This is a genomic window from Pandoraea apista (assembly GCF_001465595.2).
Lineage (GTDB): Bacteria > Pseudomonadota > Gammaproteobacteria > Burkholderiales > Burkholderiaceae > Pandoraea > Pandoraea apista.
Window position 1 is genome coordinate 1 of sequence record NZ_CP013481.2, and the last position, 23,010, is coordinate 23,010.

The following is a 23,010-nucleotide window of genomic DNA, read 5'->3' on the forward strand; positions in this document are numbered from 1 at the left end:
GCAGCGTGTGTCCAGGTGGCGCGGCCTATCCGACTGCTTCGGTTGGCGCTCTTGCCGCCCACTATCCGTTACATCAGATATGGGGGCAGAACGTCGCAAACCAAGCCGGTTACCCAGTCCCCAAGCAAGGGGCAGACGGGCTTCCGGCCGGGGTCGAGTCAGACCGACGGCGCAATGCAGACGCCCGGAGACATACGAACCATGGCGCTGCGTTCGGGCTTTGACTCGCGCGTGCGGCCGGCGTCGGCGCGCGCAGACGACAAAACCCGGCGCGCTATCCACATGGCGGCGTCACCGGTACTCTGCTGGGAAAAAAATTGATGGGGGATTTTAACGCCAAAGCGTCGGCAAAGCGAGTTATCCACAGGAATGCCCACAGCATCGGCATCTCCGGGCGGGCGCGCCGCGTTAACCCGCCTGACTTTGCGCGAGCGCTGCGCAAATGCCCAGCAATTGCGACGATTTGCCGCGAGCACCGGGATATCTTTTCCGCCAGGGTGGTTATCCACCGACGCAATCTGATGGAAAGGGCAATTTCTGCCATTATCCACAGCCGGAAGGCCGCCAGGTGGCGAATCCGGGACATCGACGGCGCCGTCGGCGCGCCGCCGTGTGGCGGGCGACGGCTAACCTATTGACACACAACGGAAAAGCCGATTAAATAGCGGGTTCGTTAGAAAGATAACCGGATTCTTATCCAACTCCCGACGGCTGGGCCGCGCGTGAAAGTCCTTGAATTTGCAGGTTTTCACGGTGTCCATGTGGCGTTTTGCGATGCTGCTGCGCGGGAATTTTTTCACACAGTGAGTGCATCATGAAACGTACTTTTCAGCCTTCCGTGACGCGCCGCAAGCGCACCCATGGCTTCCTGGTTCGCATGAAGACCCGTGGTGGCCGTAAGGTCATCGCCGCTCGTCGCGCCAAGGGCCGTAAGCGCCTGGCCGTTTAATCGCGGTTCTCGGTCGTACCGCGGTTTGCGCGTCAAATCCGCAAGGCGCGAAGTCCCGGCAATGGGGTTTCCCAAAGCTGCGCGACTTCTCAAAACGGATGAGTTTTCATCCGTTTTTAGTTTGCGCCCCCTGCGTCGCAGCGCGCACTTCGTGTTGTACATGCGCTGGCGCGAAACTGCGCCAGACACCCCTGTCGATGCCATGCCTCATGAAGGCCGCATCGGCATTGTCGTCGGTAAGAAACACGCACCCCGTGCGGTCACCCGCAACCTGATCAAGCGTCAGGCCCGCGAGATGTTCCGCCAACGCCGCGTGGCTCTGGCCGGCTGGGACTTCGTACTGCGACTGACCCGGCGCTTCGACAAAGGGACGTACACTGCGGCGGCGGCACCGGTATTGAACACGCTGGTACAGGCCGAATTCGCGCAGCTCTTCGACGCGGCTGAAAAAGCCGCCCGCAAGCGCCGCACGACCGGCGACAAGACGGAAGGTAGTTAGTCCCCAAACGGTAGCGCCCGACCCCGGGCATGCGCCGCCCACCCGGCCACCTCGGCCGGACTGACAGGCGGAATCGAGATGCGAAGCGTGCTGTTGTTGCTCCTGCGCGGTTACAAGCTGGTGATCAGTCCCTGGCTGGGGAACCGTTGCCGCTTTCATCCGAGCTGCTCCGACTACGCGCGCGAGGCCATCGTCGAGCATGGTGCCGGTTACGGCACTTATCTCGCGGCCCGGCGTCTATGCCGCTGTCATCCGTTTCATCCCGGCGGTTTCGATCCCGTTCCGCCGGCTCGACACGTCTGCAACACTCCCGATCCCACCGCCAAAGGCGCCGATGCGGCCGCCGGAAGCGACACGTCGCGAGTCAAGCAGACGGTCTCGTCCGGGCCCGCGGCCGCATCGGCAGTCACGCGCCGCGCGCCGGGCCATTCCTGAGTTTCGTCCACCACGAGTTACCGCATGGACATCAAACGCACCGTACTCTGGGTCATTTTCGCGCTGTCTGTCGTGATGCTTTTCGACAACTGGCAACGCGGCAATGGCCATTCGTCGTTGTTTTTCCCGTCGGCTGAGGTTTCGACCCCGGCCGCCACGGGTGGAAACCAGACGCCGGCCAACGACTTGCCGCAAGCTGCCAACGCCGCTGCCGCCGCAGGTAGCGCACCGGGCAATGCACCGGCCGCCGCCGCTGCGCAGAAGGTGCGCATCACAACGGACGTCTACGAAGCCGACATCAGCACGCAGGGCGGCACACTGTCGTTCCTCGCGCTGACCAAGTGGCCCGACGCCGACGAAGCCGACAAGCACGTGGTGCTGTTCGACAATACCCCGAGCCACCAGTACTTCGCCCGCACGGGTCTGATCGGCGGCGACTTCCCGAACCACAACGACATCTTCACGCAAGTGCCGGGGCCGACCACGCTGACGGGCGACTCGCTGACCGTGAAGTTCGAATCGCCGGTCAAGGGCGGCCTGCAGTTGGTGCGTGCTTACACGTTCCATCGCGGCAGCTACGTGATCGACGTGTCGAACACGATCGTCAACAAGACCGACGCCGCCATCAAGCCTACGCTGTACATGGAGCTGGTGCGCGACGGCCGTGAAATCAGCGGTGCGAAGTTCTCGCACACGTTCACGGGCCCGACGGTCTACAGCAGCGACGAGAAATTCCAGAAGGTCACGTTCAGCGACATCGACAAGGACAAGGCGAAGTACGTCAAACAGTCTAGCGATGGCTGGATCGGCATGGTGCAGCATTACTTCGCCACGGCCTGGATCCCGAAGGAAGGCGCAACGCGCGACAACTACATCGGCAAGCTGGATAACGGCCTGTACCGTGTGGGCGTGAAAGAGCCGCTCGCGAGCATTCCGGCAGGTGGCACCGAAACGGTGGACGCGCGCCTGTTCGCCGGTCCGCAGGAAGAGCACATGCTCGAGCAGATCGCCCCCGGCCTGGAGCTGACGAAGGACTACGGTTACTTCACGATCCTCGCCAAGCCGTTGTTCTGGCTGCTCTCGAAGCTGCATGGGCTGATTGGTAACTGGGGCTGGGCGATCATCGCCGTGACCGTGATCATCAAGCTGGTGTTCTTCCCGCTGTCGGCAGCAAGCTACAAGTCGATGGCGCGCATGAAGGAGATCACGCCGCGCATGCAAGCGCTGCGCGAACGCTACAAGAGCGATCCGCAGAAGATGAACGCGGCCCTCATGGAGCTGTACAAGACCGAGAAGGTCAATCCGTTCGGCGGCTGTATTCCGATCGTGATTCAGATTCCGGTGTTCATCGCCCTGTACTGGGTGTTGCTCTCGTCGGTGGAAATGCGCGGCGCGCCGTGGTTGGGCTGGATTCATGACCTCTCGACGCAGGACCCGTACTACATCCTGCCGGTGCTGATGGCCGTGTCGATGTTCATCCAGACCAAGCTGAACCCGACGCCGCCGGACCCGATGCAGGCCAAGATGATGATGTTCATGCCGCTGATTTTCTCGGTCATGTTCCTCTTCCTGCCGTCGGGCCTGGTGCTGTACTACGTGGTCAACAACACGTTGTCGATCGCGCAGCAATGGTCGATCAACCGAATGCTCGGTACCAAAAAGAAGGAAAAGGCGGCCTGACGATTCAGGTCCGACCGTCTGACTGACATAGCCGCCCGCGAGTCTCTCGCGGGCGGTTTTGTTTGGTGCATGTCAAAATAAGTCCCTGTTTTTCAAAGACCCCTTCCATGAGCGCCACCGTCTCCACTGTCCCGATCGCCGCCATTGCCACCGCCCCCGGACGCGGCGGCATCGGCGTCGTGCGCGTGTCCTTCGGCAAGCATCGCGGCGACGCCGTGCAGCGTGTGATCGCGCGTCTGGTCGGACAACCGCTCAAGCCGCGTCATGCGTCGTATCTGCCGTTTCTCGACGCCTCCGGCGAGGCGTTGGATCGTGGCATTGCGCTGTACTTCCCGGGGCCGAATTCGTACACGGGAGAAGACGTACTGGAATTGCAGGGGCACGGCGGGCCTATCGTCCTGCAGTTGTTGCTGCAACGTTGTATCGACGAAGGGTCGGCGCTGGGCGTGCGCCTGGCGGAGCCGGGCGAATTTACGCATCGCGCTTTTCTGAACGACAAGCTCGATCTGGCGCAGGCCGAGGCCGTAGCCGACCTGATCGAAGCGAGTACCGAGGCGGCGGCGCGCTCGGCCAGCCGCTCGCTGGACGGCGCGTTCTCGCGCGAGATTCATTCGCTGGTGGATCTGGTGATCCATTTGCGCATGTTGGTGGAAGCGACACTCGACTTCCCGGAAGAGGAAATCGACTTTCTGGAGGCGGCCGACGCCTTCGGGCAACTCGAGCGAATTCGCGCGCAACTGGCACAGGTGTTGTCGCAGGCGAAGCAGGGCGCGTTGCTGCGCGAGGGCATCAACGTAGTGCTGGCGGGACAGCCGAACGTTGGCAAGTCGTCGTTGCTCAACGCGTTGGCCGGGGCCGAGCTGGCGATCGTCACCCCAATCGCCGGCACCACACGCGACAAAGTGCAGGAAACGATTCAGATCGACGGTATTCCGTTGCACATCATCGACACCGCAGGCCTGCGAGAGACGGAAGACGAAGTAGAGCGTATCGGCATTGCGCGTAGCTGGAGCGAGATCGCCAAAGCAGACGCCGTGTTGCACCTGCTCGACGCGCGCTCAGGAATCACCCCCGAGGATGAGGACATCGCGAAGCAGTTGCCCAGACATGTGCCTGTCGTGCGCGTGTTCAACAAAACGGATCTGGCGGGCGAACCGGCGACAGTGCTACCGAAGGAAGGCAACGCGCCGCTGGGCGTGCGACTGTCGGCGAAAGGCGGGCAGGGAATCGATCTGCTGCGTGCGGAACTGCTCAGGATTGCCGGTTGGCAGGCGGGGAACGAAGGCGTGTTTCTCGCGCGCGAGCGGCATTTGTCGGCGTTGCGTGCGGCCCGCGATCATATTGAGATGGCCGATGCGCACGCACGTCAGAATGCAAACGCGCTCGACCTCTTCGCCGAGGAATTGCGCCTCGCGCAGGAACAACTCAGCACGATTACCGGCGAGTTCACTTCGGACGACCTGCTCGGGGTAATTTTCAGCCGGTTCTGTATTGGGAAGTGACGCTGCGCGCGCCCCATCTTCCGCGCAGATCCCTTACATCCGCTGTAAAAGGCGTAATGCTTTGAAACACTTCTAACAGGCCCCGTAATTGCTCCGGCAGGGGGACGGGCCTAGACTCGGAAGCGTCAACTCCAGGGCGGCGTTGCGGCACATTGGGGGACATCCACCTCATTGCGACGCACGTACGCGAGGCGGAATCCACCGCGCCCGGAGTTTGTTCTTCGAGGTCTGCGTCGTGAAACGTCTTCCTGTTGTCATCGGCTTCGTTGCCGTGGCGGCTGCCCTGGTCAGCGGTAGCGCCTTCGCCTGGCGAGGTGGTGTGCGTGTCTGGGTCGGCCCCGGCTATTACCCCTATCCCTACGCATACCCGTACTACGGGCCCAGCTATTACGCGCCCCCGGTGGTGGTCGTTCCCAGCCAGCCTCAGCAGTACATCGAGCAGCCCCAAGCCGGCGCACAAAACGGCCAGCCAGGCACGAACAGCGACACCTGGTATTACTGCGACAAGGCCGGTGCCTACTATCCCTACGTGAAAACGTGTCCGGCCGGATGGCGTGAAGTGCCCGCGCAGCCGGCAAACTGATCTGGAGACGCACCATGTCATTTGAGTCGTCCGTCGTCTCCCAGGCGCAAACCCCGTCGACAACCGGCGCCGGTGCCGACCACCGTATGGCCAATGCGGCACGGACCACCCGGCGCCTCGCCGCGCCGGTGGCCATCGTCATTGCCGCCGCCACACTCGCCGGTTGCGCTGTTGTTCCCGCCGGCCCAAGTCTCATGGCGTTGCCCGGCACCAATAAATCGTTCGATCAGTTCCGGCAGGACGATTTCAACTGCCGCCAATATGCTTCGGGCACGAACGGGGGTCTGGACACCGCGACCGCTGCCAACACCAGCGCTGTCGGAAGCGCTGTGGTCGGCACAGCCATTGGCGCCGCGGCCGGTGCGGCGTTCGGCGGCGGCTCGGGCGCCGCCATCGGTGCCGGTGCGGGTCTGCTCGCTGGCAGCGCCGTGGGCATGGGCAACGCCCAGTCGTCTGCATATATGACGCAAAGCCGCTATGATCAGGCCTACGTTCAGTGCATGTACGCGTATGGCAATCGGGTGCCTGTTCGCGGCGACATGGTGATGCCGCAGCCCGAGCCGCGCTACGCACCGCCGCCGCCGCCGCCCCCGGGCTGGAAGCCACCTCCCGGCAGCTACTGATTCTACAAAGACGTGACGCCGACATTGCTTCCGAAGAGGTGACGATGTCGGCGACATCGCGTCGCTTCGCCCGAGACACCCATGACCCACCCTTCGTTTGTCCGCTCCGCTCGCAACACGTCGCCCCTGCGCCAATGGCTCTGGGCGGTGCTGCCCGGCGCCATTGTCGCCGTGCTCGTGCTCGCGCCGCATGCCCACGCGCAGAACACGCCGGCCCCCGCCAACCCGGGTAACGCCGCCGCTGCGGCAGGTACCGCAGGCGCAGCGGGATCGGGCGCCTTCAATCCAAGCGCCGATATTTCGCGCGCCGTCTCGCGCGACACCACCGACACCGCCATCCAGAACAACTGGAACAGCATCATGCGCCCGCCCGTGCAGGCCAAATCGGACGACAAACCGGCAGAGACACCACGTCGCGGCCGTCGCGGCATCACCCCCGGCATTTCGACGAACTGATGTAACCCGCTGGCGGCCACCCCGGCAGCGTTTGCCCACGCAGATACCGGCAGGCGAGCCCCGAATCGCCGCCATGCCGGCTGGCATTCGCCCGGCCCCCCGTCTACTATGAGAATCATCAGCAGGACCCAACCCCTGGTGTTCTCATGCGACTTTTCCTTGCCCTGTGGCCCGGGCCGGGCGTACGCGAGCAGCTTCACACTTGGGCCGTCTCGGCTCACGCGGAATGCGGCGGACGTGTGCTGCGCGCCCAGACCCTGCATCTGACACTCGCCTTTCTCGACGAGGTCGATCCGGCCCGTCTCCCAGTGTTGCTCGCCCTCATGCAGCGCACACCGCTCACGCCCTTCGTGTTGAGCTTCGATCATCTCGGTTACTGGTCCGATCGCAAGATCGTCTGGGCGGGAGCGCCCAGTGTTCCCGAGAGTCTCGTCGCCATGCGCGACACCTTGCTTTCGCAATGGCGCGCGACGGGAGCCCGCGTGATCACGCAATCGTTTCGCCCGCATGTCACGCTGCTGCGCCACGCGCGTCGCGCGCCGTCGGACCCGCATCCGCGTCCGCTCGTGTGGCACTGCGACAGCTACGTTCTCGTGCACTCGGTCCGCACACCACGCGGCCCGCATTACCGTGTGTTGGCGGAACATCACGGCGGCCTGTCCGAAGGGGTTTTCTCAACGTCGACGGAGAAATCGGCGATCGCCACAACGCAATACGGTATAGTCGGATGACGATGTGCCGACCGGTTGGCACATCGGTTTTTCGTCATTCGCAGGAGGCTCAAGTGCAAGTCGGATCGATCGTCAAATCCAATCACATCGCAGTGCCACGTGGTGCCATGGGAATCGTCACCCGAATGCTGGGCGACATGGCGATGGTGTGCTGGTACTCCGGCCAGCCCGGTGCATCGAAACAACTCAACACCGAACCGTTCTTCATCGTCGACCTGATCGAAACAGGTGATGTCATGCCTGTCGGGGCAAGCCCCATCCTGCACTGAACAGTGTGCTGTGCCGCAAGGTGCGTCAGAGATCTACAGCGACGCAAACGGAAACGCCGGCCCGTCGAAAAACAGGCCGGCGTTTCGCTTTTCATACCGCCAGAACGTTACCGCTCTCCGACGCGTCAGACCTGTCCCGCGCGCTGGCGCATGAGTGCATCGAGTCGCGCCGCCATCCGTTCGCGCCGCCTGCGCGACGTGCGATACAGCAGCACGCCCATGGCAAGCAATACGACGCAAGCTATCAGGAATACGCCATACGGCAGCGTGTCGCCGTGCAGTCGAATGCTGATCTGTGCGGGCGTCGCAGCCGTGCAGATGATCGTGCCCGCGCGCATGCCCGTGTAGTGCATGCCGCATACCGCCACCGCCATCACCAACGACGCCAGCACGCGTTGCAATGTCGTCTCCAGATGGAACGCCAGCCACAGCGCCACGCTTGCTGCCACGATCGCGATGAGTATCGACAGTGCAATGATCGTGGTGTCCCATTCGAAGTACGCCTGCGTACGCATGGCACTCATACCGAGATAGTGCATGCCGGCCACGCCCAGTCCTCCCGCCACGCCGGCGATCGCGCATTGCTGGGCGTTGCGATACGGCGCGCGGGCAACGTACCAGAGCGCCGCCCCCGACACCACCACTGCCAGGAGCAGACTGCCAAGCGTTGGCCAAAGGGAATACGACACGGGGAAGGGCATGCGCTGCGCAGCCATGCCGATAAAGTGCATCCCCCAGATGCCAACGCCCCCCAAGGCCAGCGCCGAGACCGCGAGATAGCCCAGGCTGATGCGCCCGTCGTCGTCGCGAATACGCGACGCAGCCACCAGCGCGACATAGGCGCCCAGTGCCGATATCACGAAGGAAAGCAGGACAAGAAATTCACTGTATTGAAGAGGAACGACGCTACCTGGCTGCATGGGCTTATCCTGTGATTTTGCTGTCACCGAGGCGCCGGAAGCGCGAGCGAGAGCACTTTATTGAGCCTGCACGACTACGCCCCGGGGGGCTTCGACGTGGCATCGCGCACGTCGGGCGTCAGCGGCGATTCAATCCCGCCCGCCCACTCACGTCAAGGGGGAAAAGCGTCTGACGTTCGCAAGATGAAATTGATTTGCCGCATATGAATTGTGCGCGATGCAACGGCGCCGTCGGAAACCCTTACGGGACGCGTGCTTCGCGCAACGGCGACCAAGGCAAAAGCACGTCGAAGCATTTCCTGACGATTTAGAGACTGAATTCCAAACCCGCGTCGCACACGGCTGTCGTTCTGCGGCACCATCCGGAAAAAGACTCTGGCGCCGGTGCATATCCCGGCCGTCATTTCAGGGAGACGATTCACATGGCAGACGCCACCACGGCAAACGCCGCCGCCGCGCCGCAAGGGGCACCGCTGACCGGCGCGCGACTGGCGATCCTCACTGTGGGCCTCGCACTGGGTACTTTCATGGAGGTGCTCGATACGTCGATCGCCAACGTGGCCGTCCCGACCATCGCGGGAAGCGTAGGGGTGTCGAACAGTCAGGGCACGTGGGTCATCAGCTCGTACGCGGTGGCCGCCGCCATTGCCGTGCCGCTCACCGGCTGGCTGGCGCGGCGGGTCGGTGAAGCCAGGTTGTTCGTGGCGTCGGTCACGGCATTCACGGTGGCATCCATGCTCTGCGGTCTGGCCCCCAATATGGAAGCGCTCGTTATCTTCCGGTTGTTGCAGGGGCTCGTGTCGGGCCCGATGGTGCCCCTCTCCCAGACCATTCTGCTGCGCAGCTTCCCCGAGAAGAAGCGGGGTCTCGCGCTCGGGCTGTGGGCCATGACCGTGATCGTCGCGCCGATCTTCGGCCCCGTCGTCGGCGGGTGGATTACGGATAACTACACATGGCCGTGGATCTTCTACATCAACGTGCCTGTCGGGATTTTCTCTGCGGTCTCTTGTTTCTTCCTGTTACGCGGGCACGAGACGAAAACGCAGCAACTGCCCATCGATCTGATCGGTCTCGCGCTGCTCGCCATCGGCGTGGGGTCGCTGCAAATGATGCTCGACCTCGGCAAGGACCGCGACTGGTTTAACAACAGCCTGATCCTTACGCTCGCGCTGACCGCCGCGATCTGCCTGTCGTTCCTGATCCTGTGGGAGCTGACGTCCGACAAGCCCATCGTTGACCTGACACTGTTCAAGGATCGCAACTTCGCCCTCGGTGTCGTGGTGATTTCGTTCGGCTTCATGACGTTCTTCGCCTCGGTGGTCATCTTCCCGCTATGGCTGCAAACGGTGATGGACTACACGGCGGGCAAAGCCGGACTGGCGACGGCGCCTGTCGGCCTGCTGGCGCTCGTGCTCTCGCCGCTGATCGGGCAGAACATGAACCGGCTGAACCTGCGTGCCGTGGCCTCGTTCGCGTTCTTCGTATTCGCGGGAGTATCGTTCTGGAATTCGCACTTCGCGCTGAATCTGTCGTTCGCGAAGGTCATCGAGCCGCGGCTCGTACAGGGCATCGGCATCGCATGCTTCTTCGTGCCCGTAACCACGATCACCCTCTCGAGTATTTCGGACGATCGGCTTGCAGCGGCCTCCGGGCTTTCCAACTTCTTCCGCACGCTCTCGGGTGCCATCGGCACCGCTGTGAGTACGACGATGTGGGAAGACCGGGCGATCTACCACCATGCGCGCCTCGTTGAGAATCTCACCCCGTATTCCGACGCCACGACGCGCTATCTCGACCAGTTGCGTCAGGGGCTGGGACTGGCGAACGGGGCCGACTTCGGCATGCTCAACGATCTCGTTACCCGTCAGTCGTTCATGCTGGCCACGAACGATATCTTTCATCTGTCCGGGTATGTCTTCCTCGCCATGGCAGCGCTTGTCTGGCTCACAAAACCCAGGCGAGGCGCGAAGGCCGCCGTTGGCCACTGACGTTCGTTTTGCCCGGTCAGCCGGGGTGATCGTTCCAGAAAAGCAACAATACTTCTCGACATTCCGGCTTCTGAACGTCGTCGGCGGGGGCTACCATGCCGTATTGCGCTCATTCGCCAACAGGTACCCGGCATGCTGTTCGATCTGATCGCCCGCTACGGGCTCTGGCTGGTCTTTCTTAACATCTTCGGACAAGCGTTGGGGCTGCCGCTGCCGGCTTATCCCACGCTGATTGTCACGGCGTCGACATCGCTCTTCTCGCCGGCACTGATCGTCGCTCTGGCGGTGTTCGCCGCGCTGTTGGGCGACACCCTCTGGTTCCTCGCGGGGCGCCGCTACGGCCACCATATTCTGCGACTGATGTGCCGCCTGTCGATCTCGCCCGATACGTGCGTGAGCCGCACGGAAGGCGCGATGGGCCGTCACGGGGTACGCGTGCTGATGTTTGCCCGTTTCGTGCCGGGCCTATCCGCTCTGTCGGTGCCGATGGCCGGTGCGCTCGGGGTGTCCTGGCGTACATTCCTGATGTACGACGCCATCGGTGCGGTGCTCTGGTCTGGGTTGGCCGTCGGCCTGGGGTTCGGTTTCGCCTCGCATATCGTGGCCGTGCTCGACGCCTTCGATACGCTCGGCCGTGGCGTGCTGTGGCTGGTCGCGCTGATCTTCGCGCTGTATCTGCTCAACCGTTGGCTCAACCGCTATCGTCTGCTGCGCTCGCTGCGCATGGCGCGTATCGGCGTTCAAACGCTCGAAGCCTGGATGAAGGACGAAGTGACCCCGGTGGTGATCGACGTGCGCTCGGCTGCCCGCCGCGCCATCGATCCGTTCACGATTCCCGGTTCGCTTGCGATCGAACCAAACGAAATCGCCGAGAAGCTGCGGGATATTCCGCGCGACCGGCGGATCGTGGTGTTTTGTGCGTGTCCCAATGAGGTGACGGCCGCCCGTCTGGCGCAACAACTGCGTGCGCAAGGCTTTGCCGAGGTGCGTCCGTTGCTGGGCGGACTCGACGCCTGGCGCGAGGCAGGCTACTCCGTTCAGAAGATCGACGGCATAGACATGCTCGTGCCAGCCAACTGAATTTCAGCGTTTATCTTTCAGCGATTAACGCAATCCATTGCGCACCACTGAATGACGCGCGCCTCACCACAAGTGAGCGCGCGTCTTGCTTTGGATCACGCGTCGTTGAGAGCGTCTCTCAGTTGCAAAAGCAGGGTACGCAGGGTCTTCTGTGCAGCATCGGATTGCCCCGTGACAGCCTGCACCTGCGCGGGCACCTGACGCGCCTCACGGCGCAGACTGACGCCCCGGGACGTCAGGTCGATGAACACCTGCCGCTCGTCCGCTTCGCCCCGGCGGCGAGTCAAAAGTCCCATCGTTTCCAGTCTTTTCAGCAACGGCGTGAGCGTGCCGGAGTCGAGTCCTAGACGTGCGCCCAACTGGTTGACGGCGATATCGTCCTGTTCCCAAAGCACGACCATCGCAAGATATTGCGAGTACGTGAGACCGAGTCTGTCGAGCATCGGCTTGTGTGCTTTTGTCATGGCAAGCGATGCCGAGTACAACGCGAAACCCAACTGCTCTTCCAGTCGCACGGGTGTTTTTTGTGCGGCCTTTTTGCTAACTGCCATTCGGTTATTACTTTTCAGTTCCCATTCAATTGCGCGCCATTCTATTTCACCGCGTGGAATGTGACCAGTTCGAAAGAGGAATCGCGTGATGTCAGACGCCAGATGTGACGGCGAAGAGTCATGCGGTGCGCGGGGGAGGGGGCTAAAGGGGCGCGGCGCGATCGGACGGTGTAGTCCGGTGACGGCCTGCCGTATGGGGTTGGGATGGCAGCGGCGCGAATCCCTCGCGCTGAGCAATTATGAACGGTGATGTCTGTGGAAATAACGGATGGGCGAGGGTGTCCGGAAAAACAGCGGAAATGGCGAATCGCGCAGTCCTCAGCCCTTGGAATTTACCTTTATCTGAATAACGTTCAGAAAAACCCCACCACGACAGCCATCTGCTGACCTGATGACGGGCGAAACGCGTGAAGCCATGGGAGGGGGCGAACAAGCGGATAAAACACTCACGAACTTGAAATCGTTCAAATCACGTAACGCATCGCTGTCGGCATGACGAAAAAACACCTTATCTGAGCATGCCTCAGTTTTTCCTCCGAAATGGACATTGCCGAGCGCATCGGCGCGTCAATCCCTCCGGCCGGTGGATCCGGCATGGGAAACGCTCGCCGCGACATAGCTTCGTCAGCCGCCCCCTGTCTAATGGCAGCTCGCACTCGTTCGAACCGGCTTCCCGCGAGGTGAATCCGCTTCGACCGGACAACCACCGCCGAAACAACGTTACCTGAGCACTACTCAGTTTCCCGGGTGCAAATCGCCCCAAAAGCCGTGCGCTTTCAAAATTAGGCGTCGATCGATACCATGAGATCCAATTTCGATCACGACCGTCTTCTATCCGTGTCAGCAGTATCCGCCTGGGCCAAATTGCCCGTCGTTGTGTGGGTGCGGCGCCAATTCGCACCGAACACTCTGCAAATCACGTTGCTGCTCGCCGGCATCGTCGGTCTGCTGGGGGCGTTGGCGACCGTCGCGTTTCGCGAAGCGCTCTCGGGGTTGCAATTCCTCCTTGCCGGACACCGCAGCGGCATGGTCGAGCTGGCACAGAACCTCAACTGGTGGCAGCGCCTGTTACTGCCGAGCGTGGGAGGCCTGATCGCCGGACTGATCCTCCAGTACGCCACCCTGTGGGTGCCGAAGAAGGGCGCCGACGACTACATGGAAGCCATTGCCATCGGCACCGGCGTGCTCAGTCTGCGCCAGACACTCGTCAAGAGCCTGTCGTCGCTGTGCTCGGTGGCCTCGGGTGCGTCGATCGGGCGGGAAGGGCCGATGGTGCAGCTCGCCGCAATGTTCGCGTCGCTCGTTGGCCGCATTCTTGCGTTTCCGCCGGAACGGCTGCGTCTGCTCGTCGCTTGCGGGGCAACGGCCGGTATCACGTCGGCCTATAACGCCCCGATCGCGGGGGCACTGTTCATCTCCGAAATCGTCTACGGCTCGATCTCGACAGCCACCCTCGGCCCGCTGGTCGTGGCATCGGTGATCGCGAACATCGTCATCCGCCAGTTTCTCGGTTACGAGGCGGTGTGTCAAATGCCGCGCTTCGACTTCGTGTCCGGCTGGGAAGTCTTCTTCTACGTGGGCCTCGGCGTGCTGGCAGGGGTGCTCGCGCCGCTGTTCCTGCGCCTGCTCGATTCCGCCAAGCAGCGCTTCAGTGCGCTGCCGGTGCCGCTGTTCCTGCGTCTGGCGCTGGGCGGGCTCGTTGTGGGCGTGCTCTCGCTGCAAGTGCCGCAGGTCTGGGGCAACGGCTACAGCGTGGTCAACTCGATCCTTCACACGCACTGGGCCTGGCAGGCGCTGGCAATGGTGCTCGTATTCAAGGTGCTGGCGACGGCCTCCTCGGCGGGCTCCGGTGCGGTGGGCGGCGTGTTCACACCAACGCTCTTCGTTGGCGCGGCACTCGGCAGTCTCTATGGGCTGGCGATGAACGCACTCGCCCCGGCGACCGCCTCGGTGGCCAGCAGCTACGCCGTGGTTGGCATGGGCGCGTTTCTCGCGGCCACCACCTACGCGCCGCTGATGTCGATTCTGATGATCTTCGAGATGACGCTGAGCTATCAGGTGGTGCTGCCCCTGATGCTGGCTTGCGTGACGGCATACCTCACCGCTCAGACATTGCGCGCCGACTCGGTGTACGCGAAGTCGCTTCGTCGCAATCAGGTTGCCGGCCGTTGGTTGTCGATGACGAGCGGGGGCAGCGAAATGCGTCTGTCATCGCTGGCGGTGGACAACGACGCCGTGGTGAGCGCCGCCGAATCGCCCGAGGCCATTGGCGAGCGTTTCATCGCTACCGGCTACCGTAACCTCGTGGTGCGCGCACCTGACGGGCGTCTCGTCGGCACGCTCGACGCCGCACGCTGGTGGCAACGTCAGGCCACCGGCAAACCGGCACTGTGGACGGAGACAGTTATCCCCTGCAAAGCGCTCGATGGCGAGATGTCATTGGTCAGCGCCCTGCGCACCGTAGGCACGATGCACGCCGATTGGGTGCCTGTAACGGGCGAACAGGGAAAGTGGCTCGGTGTCGTTTCGTTGCCGGGGCTCATCGAGATCGTGACCGAAGAGCGAGGGGGCGAATGAGTCATCGACCGGGCCCGAATCCCATCCAGCCCGCCGAGCCGGCAACCGCGACGGACGGTACGCCTTACTCGACCGTATTCGACGATGTCTATCACAGCGTCAACGGGGCGCTGGGTCAGGCGCGCCATGTCTTTCTCGGAGGCAACGACCTCCCCGAGCGCTGGCGCGGCCGCGAGCAATTCGTGATCGTCGAGACCGGTTTCGGTCTGGGATTGAATTTCCTCGCCACGTGGGCCGCGTGGCGAGACGATCCGCAGCGTTGCGCGCGGTTGCATTTCGTCTCGGTGGAGAAGTATCCGTTCCGTGCCCAGGATCTGCGGCGTGTGCTGGAGTCAATGCTCGTGCTGCCCGGCATGACCGAACTGGCGCCGCTCGTTCAGCGTCTGTGCGATGTCTGGCCTTCGCCGGTAGCGGGGTGGCATCGTCTGGAGGTGGCGCCCGGTATGGTGCTGAGCGTGGGCTTCGGTGACTTTTTCGATCTGATGCCGTCGTTGCGTGCCGGCGCGGACGCCTTCTATCTGGACGGTTTCTCGCCCGCCAAAAATCCCGACCTGTGGACGCCGAACGTATTCAAGACACTCGGCCGCCTCGCACGCGACGGCGCGACGCTGTCCACCTATTCATCCGCCGGACAAGTGCGGCGCGATCTTATCGCTGCCGGGTTCGCGATGGCACGCCGGCCCGGCTTTGGCTACAAGCGCGACATGCTCGCCGGCCAATACGCGCCGCAGTATCGAATGCGTCGATACGATCCGCCCGCAGCGCCTGCGCCGCGTGTCCGCGAGGCGATTGTCGTGGGCGCCGGCATGGCGGGTGCAGCAATGGCGCGACGGCTGATCGCTCGCGGCTGGCGGGTGCGTCTCTTCGAACGGGCGCAAGCGCCGGGAACTGCCGCGTCGGGCAATCCGGCGGGCGTGTTTCATCCGCAGCTCTCGGCAGACGACAACGTGTTGTCGCGTCTCACGCGGGCGGGCTTTCTGTTTGCACTCTCTCAATGGCGGACGTTGCCGGGCGGCCTGCCCGGACGCGCCGACGGCTTGCTGCAAGTGGCCATGACCGACTCGGAAGCACAGGCGATGCGCCAGCTCGTTGCCGTGCACGAGTATCCGGACACGTATGCGAAGTGGGTCGATCAGGCTCAGGCGTCGGCCCTTGCCGGGGAAAGGCTAGCGCACGGCGGCCTCTGGTATCCGGAGGGGGGCTGGCTCGCGCCCGCCATGCTCTGCCGCGCCGAGTTGGTTGCCGCGGGTCCGTCGCTCGACGCGCGCTACGGCGTGAGCGTGGAGCGGCTCGAACCGCGCAACGGCCGCTGGGTGGCGATCGACGAGACGGGCCGAGTACTGGCCGAGGCCGACGTCGCAGTCGTGACGGCTGCCGACGTTTCGCAGAAACTGCTCGCGCCGTATCTCGCAGCGGCGTTTCTCCCCGTCAAACGCGTGCGTGGTCAATTGACCTTTCTGCCGCCCGACACCTTGCCCGATCTGCGTGTGCCGGTTTGCGGCGATGGTTACGTCGCGCCGTCGCTATTGGGTGGCGCCGGGCCGATCACGGGCGCGACCTATGGCTTCGACGATCCGGTTGAGGAGGTACGCGTGACAGATCATCAGGCCAATTTGCGCCGCCTTGCTGCGCTGCTGCCCGCCCATGCGGACTTGTTCGGCGACACCGGACTGGCCAGCGCAAGCGCCGCCGCCGAGCTTGGCGGACGCACGGCGTTCCGATCGTTGATGCCCGACCGTTTGCCGATGGCGGGGCAATTGCCCGATATGGCCGCTATCGAGCCGCTACGGCGACGGCTGACCGGGGGGCACCTGCGGGACCTGCCGCGTCTGGAAGGACTGTACGCGAGCTTTGCGTTCGGTTCTCGGGGACTGGTGTTCGCATCGCTGTGTGCAGAACTCATTGCCAGCCAGATCGAAGGCGAGCCGTGGCCCATCGGCAGCGATCTGGCCGATGCCATCGATCCCGCCCGTTACCTGATGCACGCGCTGCGCAAAGGCTGACCGCCTCGCTTGGCTGGCGTTTCCCGCCCGCCTCTGACCTCTTGAGACTGGCTCTCCCCGGATGCCCGGTCACGCTCCTATTGCCGTAATCCACGTGCCCCGTAGGCCCTCTCGGGAAATGTCGACAGCCAACTTTCTCCGAAAATTGGGGATGTTCCAATAATTCGAATCTGACCCTATATGGGTAAAAAGCCCGCCCCATGCGGGGGCGGCGCGCCCACGGCGCTTGCCCCCGTACTTTCCGCCCCTCACCCGATACCCGGCCGCCGACGCGGGTACCTCCTTGTCCGGCAGGCGAGGAACGTGCGACCGGCCGGGCCCCCCCCATGCGACGAACGCCCCGCCAACGAGACGGCCGTTTGAAATCGCCGGAAACCGAGTGTGGCAAAATAAACCCAACCCTTCGGGTTCGTCGCGCATTTGTCCTTCATCTGCAACCCCGCGCGCGACTTTCTTTCCTTTTCACCACTTGATGCGCCGTCAAGCGGCGCAAAGCGAGCATTAATGACGTCGGAACTGTCCCTTTTTCCGGGCTGGCCGCCGGCGCCCGATCCCGTTTTCTTCGCCGGGCTGGCATTGGTATTTGCCGGACTCGCCGGGGAAATCTGTTTCCGGAGATTGCGCCTGCCGCGCATGACCGGTTACGCCGTGATCGGGCTGGTCGGTGGCACGTTGGGCCTTTCTTCGATGCTGGACGCGCAAGCGAGCGCGGCTATCCGGCTGTTGATCGACCTGGCGCTGGGCCTGCTGCTGTTCGAACTGGGTAGCCGCCTCAATCTGAAATGGATGCGGGCGAACCCGTGGATCATCGTCACCAGTGCGCTCGAAGCCTTGCTCACCTTCGTGGCGGTCTACGCCGTGCTACGCGTATTTAGCGTCACGCCGCTCACGGCCGTGCTCATTGCATCGATCAGCATGGCCACATCGCCGGCCGTGGTCATCCAGCTCAAAAACGAACTGCGGGCCGAAGGTCAGGTCACGGAGCGGTTGCTGGCACTCGCGGCGCTCAACAGCGTGTATGCGGTCGTGGCGGTAAAGCTTGTCTATGGCTGGATGCACCAGGCTTACCACTCGAGCTTCTGGGTCGTGCTGTTTCACCCGTTGTATCTGCTCATTGGCTCGATCGTGCTGGCGTTCGTCCTGGCGAAAGCGTGCAATCTGGTCTTCCGCAAGTTCGGCAGCCAGGACCATCACGGCTTTGTGGTGCTCATCGGCCTGATCATGCTCATGGTTGCGCTGGTGCACATGCTCAAGCTGCCGAACTCGCTCACGCTGCTGCTCGCGGGGATCATCTTCCGCAATGTCGAGGAACGGCCGCAGCTTTGGCCAGCGTACTTCGGCACGGCGGGCTGGTTGCTCGCTGTCGTGCTGTTCGTGCTGACCTCGCTGGCGTTCCAGTGGGAATACCTCGTGATCGGCGGGTTGGCGGCGCTGGCCATCATCGTTGTGCGCTCGATTGCCAAGGTGGTGGGCACGGTCGCCGTCGCGCATCAGGCAGGTATCAGTTACAAGCAGGCCATCGCGCTCGGGCTGTCGTTGTGCCCGATGGCCAGTCTCGCATTCGTACTCGTCGCCGACACGTACGACATCTATCCTCAGTTCGACCCGATGCTCAAGGCCGTGGTGATGTGCGCCGTTGCCGTGTTGCAACTGGTTGGGCCGTTGGTGGTCTATTGGGCATTGGCCCTTGTCGGTGAACGGAAGGATTAAGCCATGTCATTAGAAGAATTCATTCCCTCGAAGCCGTGTACTTTCGGCGTGGAGCTGGAAATGCAGCTCGTCAATCGTCACGACTACGATTTGACGAAGGCGGCGGCCGATCTGATGCGGCTCGTGGCCAAGGAGACACATCCGGGCGAAATCAAGCCGGAAATGACCGAAAGCATGATCGAGTTGTCGACGGACATCTGCCATCATCACAGCGATGCCGTGACACAGTTGCGGCGAGTCCGCGACGTACTCGTGGCGGCAAGCGAGCAACTTAACGTGGGCTTGTGCGGTGGCGGTACCCACGCTTTCCAGCGCTGGAGCGAACGCACGATCTACGACTCGCCGCGTTTTCACTTCCTGTCCGAGCTATACGGCTACCTCGCCAAACAATTCACCGTGTTTGGTCAGCACGTTCACATCGGTTGCCCGGATCCGGACAGCGCGTTGTATCTGCTTCACGCGATGTCGCGTTATATCCCGCATTTTATTGCCCTGTCGGCTTCCTCGCCTTACGTGCAGGGGGTGGACACGGGGTTTCATTCGGCACGGCTCAACTCGGTGTTCGCATTCCCGCTCTCGGGCCGTGCGCCGTTCGTGTTGAAGTGGGAAGACTTCGAGACGTATTTCGACAAGATGGTCAAAACCGGTGTTGTCGAGAGCATGAAGGACTTCTACTGGGATATTCGTCCTAAGCCGGGTTTTGGGACGATCGAAGTGCGGGTCATGGATACCCCCTTGTCGATCGACCGCGCGGCCGCCATCGCCTGTTACATCCAGTCTCTGGCCCGATATCTGCTCGAGGAGCGTCCGTTCGTGCTGAGCGAAGACGATTACCTCGTCTACACGTTCAACCGCTTCGAAGCCTGCCGTTTCGGTCTGGAGGGCGCTTACGTGGACCCGCAGACCGGCGAGCGCACCACGTTAGGGCAACACGTTGCGCAAACGCTTGAGGTCATCAAGCCGCACGCGGCGGTGCTGGAGGCTGAAGCGGCCTGCGAGGAGATCCGTCAGTTGGTGGCGTCTGGCAAGAACGACGCCGTGTGGCTGCGCGAGGTCAACGCCGAGGCAAAGTCGCTCAACGAAATGGTCCGGCAACAATGCCTGAAATGGGCCGCATGACCTGACGGCTGCGGCAAACGGTGCTTTTTCGAGATCGTTTGCTGCGGCAATGTCCGTTGTTATGCGATTGGTGTCTAGAAACCCCGCCTTGGCGGGGTTTTTTATTGCCTGGACAGTTTTTGCAACGAACTTCGGTGTGAACGCTGTCGCGTAGTGCTTCGAATTCGTGCACCTCGTTGGGGAGAACGTCTTGGCGAGGCCCGGATCACGCATCGCAAGCGCTGCGTTTTCCACTATTCAGGCTGAGCGGGTTTTGCTGTTTTCGCGTCGCTCGTAGCAAGGTTTTAAGGTTTTAATAGGTTTACTGTATGTATACATAGTAGTAGTTAACAAAGGCAGCCCACTCCTGTGGATAACCACAGTTAACGCTGTGTAAACAGAAAGTTGCCCGATTGAGAACTGGATGGACAAACAGCGGGTATCCCAAGAACAACTCCGAACAGTTTTTGCCCCCTGTGGAAAGATTCGCAAGTTATCCCGAACCCATGCACATCTAGTCCGAGGACTTATCCAGAAAGTTATCCACAGGCGCCTAAATATTGTGCAAGACACCCCCGAAAACGGGGTTTTGTGGATAATTTTGACGTTCTTACGTTGGCCAACCGGTTCGCGGCTACAATCTCGCCACCCTGATTTGTGACTTGCCGCGCGTGGTGTAAGAAGTGATTGATGTTGGTTTTGCTGGCCGTAACGAGCGAAATCGCCGGTACCGTCAAATTCTTCAATTCGCGTGTCCCGAAGGTGTCACCCGCGGACGCGCCGAAGCGTTATTCCCCCACTTTTTTGCGGAACCCCGCCCCTGGCGACTGACGACTGGCGGTTGTGTTTCAAATAATTTGCGTTCTATCCGAAACGCGGGACGGCGATCGCGCGAGTCTGGCGAGCCTGCGGCGAGAAGAAAAATCTCGAATATCGAGAGAATTTTCGGAAGAGGAAAAGCGAATCCGAGACGTGTGCGACACGAGGCGACGGTCTGTGAGCCACAGCCAGTGAGGCTTTGCGGGCGTCGACCAAAATGATGCGGGGTGCGACGTGGTTCGAAATGCGCCTGTGCGTTACACCTATTCAGTGTCCGGTGTAATTCGCATGGGATGCGAAATATTTTTCTAGGAAAAACGCTTCGCACCACGAGTGCGCAGGACACCAATATTTTGTAAACATCCTGAGTAGGATTTGGGAGATCAGTACAAGAACTGATACGCCAAAATTCAACTCAGAACACACAATGGAATCGTGGTGGGACGGCGGGTTCAACAGCGACTTGCCGTCGCGTATCGACACGGAAGTGGCTTAGGGTTTCCCCCGGGCGGGGCGCCGAAATGAAGAGAAAGTAATGTGAAGAACGTGTGATGCACTGCCCGTGAGTTCATTTGACAAGCTGTTTTACTGACGTATAGTTTTTAGAAATCCTAACGAAAATCATGGCTACTCCGACCCCACTAGATGAAGCGCTGTCCAAGCGCGTAACAGCAGGTTTGTTGCGCATGGGAACCGCGTTACGGAGCCACGCCTGGGAGGGCGCGGCAATGGCTGGATTGACGCCGACGCAGGGCGAGATTCTTACGCTTCTGCTCATGCGTGGCGTGCCGATGCGATTAGGCGAGATTGCGGAGGATGCCGCACTCACATCGGCCACGGTCAGCGAGGCCGTGAGTACATTGGAGAGTAAAGGGCTGGTCGAGAAACGGCGCGATGCCAACGACGGTCGTGCTCTGGCGTTGCGTCTGACGGCGCGCGGCAAGACGGCGGCCAAGAAAGCGTCGCAATGGCCGAACTTCCTGACCTCGGCGTCGGACTCGCTTGGCGAGAAGGAGTGCGCTCAGCTTTACCGCACACTCGTCAAGCTGATCTTCACGATGCAGGAGCGCAACGACATGCCGCCCCAGCGCATGTGCCTGACATGCAGTCACTTCGAGGTGTCGGCGCGCGGCAAAGGTCAATATCACTGCAATCACTTCAACGCGACGTATGACGATTCGCGTCTTCCGCTCGACTGCAACGCGCACGAGGAAGCCGACATCGCCACACAACGTAAGGTCTGGAAGCTGTACAGCAAAGCCTGAACGGCCGACCGACATTCGTCACGCACAAGCGGCGCGAGCGAGGGGGGAGAACGTCATCCGGTACCGGGTGACGTTTTTTTTCGTCGCACCTTGTCACGCACATGACCGCCGCGTGCCTGTACACTGCGCTTTTTTGTATCCACGAAACCTCGTCGCATAGAGATGGCAGCCAAGCGCAGAATCGAAGTCAGAAAGTCCGGCGTCCACGGGAAGGGGGTGTATGCGGTCAAGCGTCTCAAAAAAGGGGAACGCGTGATCGAGTACAAGGGCGAGATCATTTCGTGGCGCGAGGCTTTGCGCCGCCATCCTCACGATCCGGCGCACCCGACACATACCTTCTATTTCAGTCTGGAAGACGGTCGCTGCATCGACGGCAAAGTCGACGGCAACAATGCTCGCTGGATCAACCACGCCTGCTCGCCGAACTGCGAAGCGCGTGAAGAAGGCGAGCACGTCTACATCTACGCCTTGCGCGAGATCGAGCCGGGCGAAGAGCTTTTCTACGATTACGGTCTGGTAATCGACGCGCGCTACACCAAGAAACTCAAACGCGAATACGCCTGCCACTGCGGCAGCAAGGCGTGCCGTGGCACGCTGCTCGCGCCGAAGCGCTGAGTACGTCGGGCATGGCCGACGGTCCACGCGGCTGAGAAGATCGGAAGGGAGTTTCGGCATCGGTGCGGATCGGGCCGGGGTGACGGGTGAGCGCGCTGGCCGCGATACCGTCCGATGCTGAGGGAAATGCCCCGAATTCGGTGTCTTGGGGGCTGTAAGGCTTTTTGGCTGGTCAGCTCGAGGCGCGATCGCCCGCGAACTGATCGATGGCCAGCGCCAGGTCGACATCGCGTTGCGTTAATCCGTCGGCGTCATGCGTCGAGAGGGTAACGTCCACGCGGTTGTAGACATTGAACCACTCGGGATGATGGTTCATTTTCTCGGCCTTGAGCGCGACCTGTGCCATGAAGCCAAAGGCCTCGTTGAAGTCGTGAAACGTGAAGCTGCGTTGGATGGCGTCGCGTCCGACCACCTGGTGCCACTCGGGCAGCACTTCGGTCAGGCTGGCGCGTGCCTCGGATGAGAGTCGTGTTGTCATGGCATTCCTTTCAAAGCGTTCAGTGCAAATCGGGCAGATTCGAGTCCGCTCGCGCCGGTTTGGCGTCAGTGATGACGGTGCGTGGCGTCAGGAGGATGGTTGGCTGCGCCGGACACAGTGCCCATGAATCGGCGGGGTTGCCGGTTCATTCGAGCTATTGTTCCACAGGCGGGCGTTGT

The 23,010-nt window shown here is 61.9% G+C and carries 22 protein-coding genes; 18 read left to right on the forward strand and 4 right to left on the reverse strand.

The features are described 5' to 3' along the window. Positions 1-158: 158 nt before the first annotated feature. Positions 159-509, reverse strand: coding sequence for a hypothetical protein (locus tag AT395_RS25420; RefSeq protein ID WP_125347616.1), 351 nt, complete (start codon positions 507-509; stop codon positions 159-161). Positions 510-814: 305 nt separating this feature from the next. On the opposite strand from AT395_RS25420, the gene rpmH reads away from it, so the two are divergent. From rpmH to AT395_RS00055, 10 genes are all read left to right on the forward strand, one after another. Continuing rightward, a complete protein-coding gene (gene rpmH, locus AT395_RS00010) occupies positions 815-949 on the forward strand; it encodes a 50S ribosomal protein L34 (RefSeq protein WP_010806664.1) in 135 nt (44 codons plus the stop codon). 61 nt (positions 950-1,010) lie between these two features. Then, positions 1,011-1,448, forward strand: coding sequence for a ribonuclease P protein component (gene rnpA, locus AT395_RS00015; RefSeq protein WP_042113686.1), 438 nt, complete (start codon positions 1,011-1,013; stop codon positions 1,446-1,448). 78 nt (positions 1,449-1,526) lie between these two features. Then, the gene (gene yidD / locus AT395_RS00020) at positions 1,527-1,883 is read left to right on the forward strand and encodes a membrane protein insertion efficiency factor YidD (protein WP_042113685.1); all 357 of its coding nucleotides are present in this window, start codon (positions 1,527-1,529) and stop codon (positions 1,881-1,883) included. Positions 1,884-1,907: 24 nt separating this feature from the next. Next, the gene (gene yidC, locus AT395_RS00025; RefSeq protein ID WP_048628402.1) at positions 1,908-3,563 is read left to right on the forward strand and encodes a membrane protein insertase YidC; all 1,656 of its coding nucleotides are present in this window, start codon (positions 1,908-1,910) and stop codon (positions 3,561-3,563) included. Positions 3,564-3,670: 107 nt separating this feature from the next. Next, positions 3,671-5,065, forward strand: coding sequence for a tRNA uridine-5-carboxymethylaminomethyl(34) synthesis GTPase MnmE (gene mnmE, locus AT395_RS00030; RefSeq protein ID WP_042113682.1), 1,395 nt, complete (start codon positions 3,671-3,673; stop codon positions 5,063-5,065). Positions 5,066-5,300: 235 nt separating this feature from the next. After that, positions 5,301-5,648, forward strand: coding sequence for a hypothetical protein (locus AT395_RS00035; protein WP_042117598.1), 348 nt, complete (start codon positions 5,301-5,303; stop codon positions 5,646-5,648). A gap of 14 nt (positions 5,649-5,662) precedes the next feature. After that, positions 5,663-6,271: a YMGG-like glycine zipper-containing protein gene (locus AT395_RS00040; protein ID WP_376738407.1), complete on the forward strand. Its 609-nt coding sequence runs from the start codon at positions 5,663-5,665 to the stop codon at positions 6,269-6,271. A gap of 81 nt (positions 6,272-6,352) precedes the next feature. Then, the gene (locus AT395_RS00045; RefSeq protein ID WP_042113681.1) at positions 6,353-6,727 is read left to right on the forward strand and encodes a hypothetical protein; all 375 of its coding nucleotides are present in this window, start codon (positions 6,353-6,355) and stop codon (positions 6,725-6,727) included. Positions 6,728-6,873: 146 nt separating this feature from the next. Next, positions 6,874-7,458 (forward strand): RNA 2',3'-cyclic phosphodiesterase, encoded by a 585-nt coding sequence (gene thpR, locus AT395_RS00050; protein ID WP_048628401.1) that lies wholly within the window; start codon positions 6,874-6,876, stop codon positions 7,456-7,458. Between the two features lie 53 nt (positions 7,459-7,511). Then, positions 7,512-7,727: a hypothetical protein gene (locus AT395_RS00055; RefSeq protein ID WP_042117594.1), complete on the forward strand. Its 216-nt coding sequence runs from the start codon at positions 7,512-7,514 to the stop codon at positions 7,725-7,727. Positions 7,728-7,852: 125 nt separating this feature from the next. On the opposite strand, the gene AT395_RS00060 is transcribed toward AT395_RS00055, so the two are convergent. Further along, positions 7,853-8,647 (reverse strand): MHYT domain-containing protein, encoded by a 795-nt coding sequence (locus AT395_RS00060; RefSeq protein ID WP_048628400.1) that lies wholly within the window; start codon positions 8,645-8,647, stop codon positions 7,853-7,855. 422 nt (positions 8,648-9,069) lie between these two features. Between AT395_RS00060 and AT395_RS00065 the strand changes: the two genes are divergently transcribed. Both AT395_RS00065 and AT395_RS00070 read left to right on the forward strand, forming a co-directional pair. Further along, positions 9,070-10,635 carry a DHA2 family efflux MFS transporter permease subunit gene (locus AT395_RS00065; RefSeq protein WP_042113677.1) on the forward strand — a complete coding sequence of 522 codons (1,566 nt, stop codon included), beginning with the start codon at positions 9,070-9,072 and terminating at the stop codon, positions 10,633-10,635. A 132-nt stretch (positions 10,636-10,767) separates the two neighbouring features. After that, positions 10,768-11,715: a DedA family protein/thiosulfate sulfurtransferase GlpE gene (locus tag AT395_RS00070; protein WP_048628399.1), complete on the forward strand. Its 948-nt coding sequence runs from the start codon at positions 10,768-10,770 to the stop codon at positions 11,713-11,715. 95 nt (positions 11,716-11,810) lie between these two features. Here the strand turns inward: AT395_RS00070 and AT395_RS00075 are convergent, their stop codons facing one another. After that, the gene (locus AT395_RS00075; RefSeq protein ID WP_042113674.1) at positions 11,811-12,266 is read right to left on the reverse strand and encodes a MarR family winged helix-turn-helix transcriptional regulator; all 456 of its coding nucleotides are present in this window, start codon (positions 12,264-12,266) and stop codon (positions 11,811-11,813) included. A gap of 876 nt (positions 12,267-13,142) precedes the next feature. Here AT395_RS00075 and AT395_RS00080 point away from each other — a divergent pair. The 6 genes from AT395_RS00080 (at position 13,143) to AT395_RS00105 (ending at position 22,353) form a co-directional block, all read left to right on the forward strand. After that, on the forward strand, positions 13,143-14,843 hold the full coding sequence (locus AT395_RS00080) for a ClcB-like voltage-gated chloride channel protein (protein WP_048628444.1): 1,701 nt from the start codon (positions 13,143-13,145) through the stop codon (positions 14,841-14,843). Further along, positions 14,840-16,846 carry a bifunctional tRNA (5-methylaminomethyl-2-thiouridine)(34)-methyltransferase MnmC2/FAD-dependent 5-carboxymethylaminomethyl-2-thiouridine(34) oxidoreductase MnmC1 gene (gene mnmC, locus AT395_RS00085; protein WP_048628398.1) on the forward strand — a complete coding sequence of 669 codons (2,007 nt, stop codon included), beginning with the start codon at positions 14,840-14,842 and terminating at the stop codon, positions 16,844-16,846. The genes AT395_RS00080 and mnmC overlap by 4 nt, the downstream gene beginning before the upstream one ends. Before the next feature lie 504 nt (positions 16,847-17,350). After that, entirely contained in the window at positions 17,351-18,556 is a 1,206-nt protein-coding gene (locus AT395_RS00090) for a cation:proton antiporter (RefSeq protein WP_042113672.1), read from the forward strand. Positions 18,557-18,559: 3 nt separating this feature from the next. Beyond that, positions 18,560-19,675 carry a YbdK family carboxylate-amine ligase gene (locus AT395_RS00095; protein ID WP_042113670.1) on the forward strand — a complete coding sequence of 372 codons (1,116 nt, stop codon included), beginning with the start codon at positions 18,560-18,562 and terminating at the stop codon, positions 19,673-19,675. 1,421 nt (positions 19,676-21,096) lie between these two features. Next, positions 21,097-21,738, forward strand: a complete 642-nt coding sequence (locus AT395_RS00100; RefSeq protein ID WP_042113669.1) for a MarR family winged helix-turn-helix transcriptional regulator — start codon at positions 21,097-21,099, stop codon at positions 21,736-21,738. 162 nt (positions 21,739-21,900) lie between these two features. Next, positions 21,901-22,353, forward strand: a complete 453-nt coding sequence (locus AT395_RS00105; RefSeq protein ID WP_042113667.1) for an SET domain-containing protein — start codon at positions 21,901-21,903, stop codon at positions 22,351-22,353. 172 nt (positions 22,354-22,525) lie between these two features. Here AT395_RS00105 and AT395_RS00110 read toward each other — a convergent pair whose 3' ends face one another. Then, positions 22,526-22,831 carry a 4a-hydroxytetrahydrobiopterin dehydratase gene (locus tag AT395_RS00110; RefSeq protein WP_042113665.1) on the reverse strand — a complete coding sequence of 102 codons (306 nt, stop codon included), beginning with the start codon at positions 22,829-22,831 and terminating at the stop codon, positions 22,526-22,528. Positions 22,832-23,010: the final 179 nt, after the last annotated feature.